Genomic DNA, 4152 nt, shown 5'->3' with positions numbered 1-4152 from the left:
CTGGGGGTCTGTTCCGGCTGGGGGCAGAATGACACCGTAAGCCCCTGAAAGGGGTTTATCCCAGTTCTTTAATCAATCTGTAAGCTGTTGATCTTGCGATGCCGAGCTGTTTTGCGGCTTGTCCGGCGGTCATTCCGGCTTGGACGAGGTTTTGCAATGCCAAGACGGTTTCGGCTTTGAGGGGCGGCCGCCCGGGTTTTCGGCCCTGCGCTCTTGCGGCTTTGATGCCGTCTTTTGTGCGTTCTGAGATGAGGCGGCGTTCAAAATGGGCGATGGCTCCAAAGACGTGGAAAATGAGTTCACCGGCGGCGGACGTGGTGTCGATGCGCTCTTCGAGACTGATCAGCCCGATGTCTTGGGTTTTTAGGTTTTCGACGGTTTCCAGGAGTTCTTTGAGCGAACGCCCGAGCCTGTCCAGCCGGATGATGGCCAAGCTGTCACCGGGGCGGGCGTGATCAATCAAGGCAGATAGGCCGGGGCGGTCAAACTGTTTGCCCGAAACAACATCCTCGAACACACGGATGGCCCCGGCATCTTTGAGGCGTTTGATCTGACCACTGAGGTCTTGGTCGACGGTTGAGACCCGCGCGTAGCCAAGGATATCGCCCGCCCTAGCCATTCATTTCAATCTTCAGATGCTGGTTTGGTTCCTTAACGACGAATTCGGCTTTCACGGCCGCCAAGGCTTTTTGCTGCCCTGGGAAGCTGAGCATGGTGTTTGCCTTCTCAAAGCTGACCCACTCATAGGCGTCATGTTCGTCGTTCAACGTGACGGTGGTATCTGGGGGCACCGTGCTAACAAAGACAGGCACCAAAGTGATGCATTCTTTGTCCGCCTCGTAGAATTGCTCCAGGATGTCGGCCGACCAGATTTCCGTAAGCCCGATGCCTGTTTCTTCGCGAACCTCGCGGATCGCAGTTTGCCATGCTTTTTCTCCGACCTCGATGCCACCCGCGATCTGACACCATAGACCTGCCAAATATCCTGTGCGGCGAAGAAGCAGTACCTTGGTCTCGCCGTCATCGGGTTTGAGAATGAATATCGAAACGCTGAAGCTTTTGACTGGGAGCATAGGACTGTCTTTTAACTGTTCGTTTTAGGGGCAGTTCGAAGTCGACAACAAAGATACGGCTTTAAGCACCCCAAGCTGTCTCATTATTCGTCTTTATATTATGCATTGTCTCAAAATGATTAACATCATTTTGAGGACACTTTCATGCCAAGACGATCAATTCTGACCGAACGCCAGCGTTCGGCGCTCTTTAATCTACCCACTGACGAAGTAAACATGCTGCAACACTACATACTGGCTGACGACGATCTTGAGCATATCAATGCTCGAAGACGGTCAGAGAACCGGATTGGCTTTGCATTGCAACTTTGCGCGTTCCGGTATCCTGGGCGATTGCTTTCATCCGATGAAGTGATCCCAGAAAAGGTGCTGCGTTTCATCGCAGCTCAGTTGGGTCTAACCGGCGATGATATTTTGCCATACGCGTCGCGTCGCCAAACCCGGCAACAACATCTGCATGCCTTGCGGCAAATCTATGGGTTCAAGATGTTTTCCGGGCAAGGTGCCCGCTGTCTCAGGGCATGGCTTGAGCATCAGGCTGAAACGGCCCGGTCAAATGAAGACCTGGCGCGACGGTTCGTCGAGGAATGCCGCAGGACACAAACGATCCTTCCCGGTGTTTCGGTCATCGAACGGCTGTGTGCAGATGCGCTTGTCGCGGCGGAGCGCGGAATAGAAAGCCGGATCGCCAACAGGCTGGATAACCAGATGAGGGAGCGACTGGATACGCTTCTGACTGAGATGCTCGATGGCAATGTCAGTCGGTTCGTCTGGCTGCGGCAGTTTGAGGTGGGCAACAACTCAGCAGGTGCATCCCGGCTTCTGGATAGATTAGAATTCCTGCAGGCATTGGATATGTCCCCCGAAGTTTTGGCGGATGTTCCACCCCACCGGGTCACACGTCTGCGCCGCCAGGGTGAAAGGTACTTCGCAGATGGCCTGCGCGACATCACAAGCGACCGGCGTTTGGCGATCCTCGCGGTATGCGCAATCGAGTGGGCCGCCACTATTACAGACGCTGTGGTCGAAACCCATGACCGGATCGTTGGCAAAACCTGGCGGGACGCGAAGAAGCTGTGCGATACTCGGATTACCGATGCCAGATCGTCTCTGCAGGAGACTTTGCGTTCTTTCAAAGGACTTGGCGCTGCCCTGCTGGAGGCTAAGGGAGATGGCGCATCTCTCGACGCGGCCACGGAGGTGGCATGTGGTTGGGTTCACCTCGAACGTATGGTGGCAACCGCTGCCGAATTGACGGACACAATGGCCGCTGATGCCTTGGCCCATGTTGTTCATGGATATCACCGATTCCGACGATACGCGCCACGCATGCTGCGCGCACTGGATATCCACTCCGCTGCTGTGGCTTCGCCCTTGATACAAGCCGCAAAGATCATCGCCGACGATCAAAAGGACGCACCCCGTCAGACATCTTTCCTCCGCAGAAACTCGAAGTGGCATCGCCACCTCAATACTCAGGAGCCCGATGACAACCGGCTTTGGGAGGTCGCTGTATTGTTCCAAATTCGGGAGGCGTTCCGCTCTGGCGACATGTGGCTCCGACATTCCAGGCGTTATGCTGATTTAAAACAGGCTCTTGTACCGATAGAAGCAGCCAGGGCTTCGCCCCGTTTGACCATGCCGCTTGAACCGGAAATATGGCTAGCAGACCGTAAGGCACGGCTGCAGAAAAGCCTTGAAAAGCTGGCCAAAGCTGCGCGAGCCGGTGTGATCCCAGGTGGGTCAATTGAAGACGGCGTTCTCAAGTTGGATCGCCTGACCAGGGCCGTGCCCGAAGCAGCCGACGACATGGTGCTCGACCTCTATGGTCGCCTGCCTGCGGTTAGGATCACCGATTTGCTGCAGGAAGTTGATAATGATGTCGGTTTTACTGAAGCCTTTACACACTTGAGGACGGGCGTTCCCTGCAAAGATCACGTCGGGCTTTTGAACGTGTTGCTGGCCGAAGGACTGAACCTCGGTCTCAGCAAAATGGCAGAGGCCACCAGTTCCCACGATTATTTCCAACTGTCGCGTCTCTCCCGGTGGCATATCGAAAGCGATGCTATCAACCGGGCGCTCGCCTTGGTGATCGCAGCACAGTCGGAATTACCTATGGCCGCAAACTGGGGCAGCGGCATCACCGCATCAAGCGACGGGCAATTCTTCTCCGCCGCGCGGCAGGGCGAGGCGATGAATCTCATCAATGCGAAATACGGTTCCGAACCAGGACTCAAAGCTTACACCCATGTCTCCGACCAGTTTGGCCCGTTCGCCACACAAAACATCCCAGCCACGGTGAACGAGGCACCCTATGTCCTGGACGGTTTGCTGATGAATGAGACCGGACGGAAGATCAAAGAACAGTATGCCGACACCGGCGGCTTTACAGATCATGTGTTCGCCGTCACAGCGCTGCTATCTTATCGGTTCATTCCGCGCATTCGCGACCTACCGTCCAAGCGGCTTTATCTCTTTGATCCTGGGGCAGCGCCAAAAGAACTGCGCGGCCTGATTGGTGGCAAGATCAGAGAAAAGCTCATCATCGATAATTGGCCAGACATTCTGCGCGCGGTTGCCACCATGGCGGCGGGTGTAATGCCGCCGAGCCAACTTATGCGAAAGCTCGCTTCATACCCTCGCCAGCATGAGCTGGCCGTTGCTTTACGGGAAATCGGACGTATCGAGAGAACCTTGTTCATCATCGAATGGCTGCTCGACGCCAACATGCAGCGCCGTGCCCAAATCGGCCTGAACAAAGGCGAGGCACATCACGCACTGAAAAACGCGCTGCGGATCGGACGTCAGGGTGAAATCCGAGATCGCACAACCGAAGGCCAGCACTATCGAATGGCCGGGCTGAACCTGCTCGCCGCGATCATCATCTATTGGAACACCAAACACCTCGGCATGGCCGTAACTGCTCGAAAACGCGCCAGTCTCGATTGTTCACCCGACCTCCTGGCCCACATCTCGCCCCTCGGCTGGGCACATATCTTGCTCACAGGTGAATACAGATGGAAAAATCGCTGACATCCGGCCTTAAGGTGTCATTCTGCCCCCAGCCGGAACAGACCCC

3 protein-coding genes are annotated in these 4152 nt (G+C 55.6%); 1 reads left to right on the top strand and 2 read right to left on the bottom strand.

Features of this window, described 5'->3' with window-relative positions:
* Positions 1–55 precede the first annotated feature (55 nt).
* Together SHM7688_RS17575 and SHM7688_RS17570 are read right to left on the bottom strand one after the other, a co-directional pair.
* Entirely contained in the window at positions 56–619 is a 564-nt protein-coding gene (locus SHM7688_RS17575; RefSeq protein ID WP_058241268.1) for a recombinase family protein, read from the bottom strand.
* Complete coding sequence (locus SHM7688_RS17570) at positions 612–1073, bottom strand: NUDIX hydrolase (RefSeq protein ID WP_058241267.1); 462 nt, start codon at positions 1071–1073, stop codon at positions 612–614. Before SHM7688_RS17570 ends, SHM7688_RS17575 begins: the two co-directional genes overlap by 8 nt.
* A 144-nt stretch (positions 1074–1217) precedes the next feature.
* On the opposite strand from SHM7688_RS17570, the gene SHM7688_RS17565 reads away from it, so the two are divergent.
* On the top strand, positions 1218–4106 hold the full coding sequence (locus SHM7688_RS17565; protein WP_058241266.1) for a Tn3 family transposase: 2889 nt from the start codon (positions 1218–1220) through the stop codon (positions 4104–4106).
* Positions 4107–4152 lie beyond the last annotated feature (46 nt).

The sequence above is a fragment of the Shimia marina genome, from assembly GCF_001458175.1.
Classification (GTDB): domain Bacteria; phylum Pseudomonadota; class Alphaproteobacteria; order Rhodobacterales; family Rhodobacteraceae; genus Shimia; species Shimia marina.
Note: the sequence above shows the minus strand (reverse complement) of the source record. Positions and strands in the feature narration are given on the sequence as shown.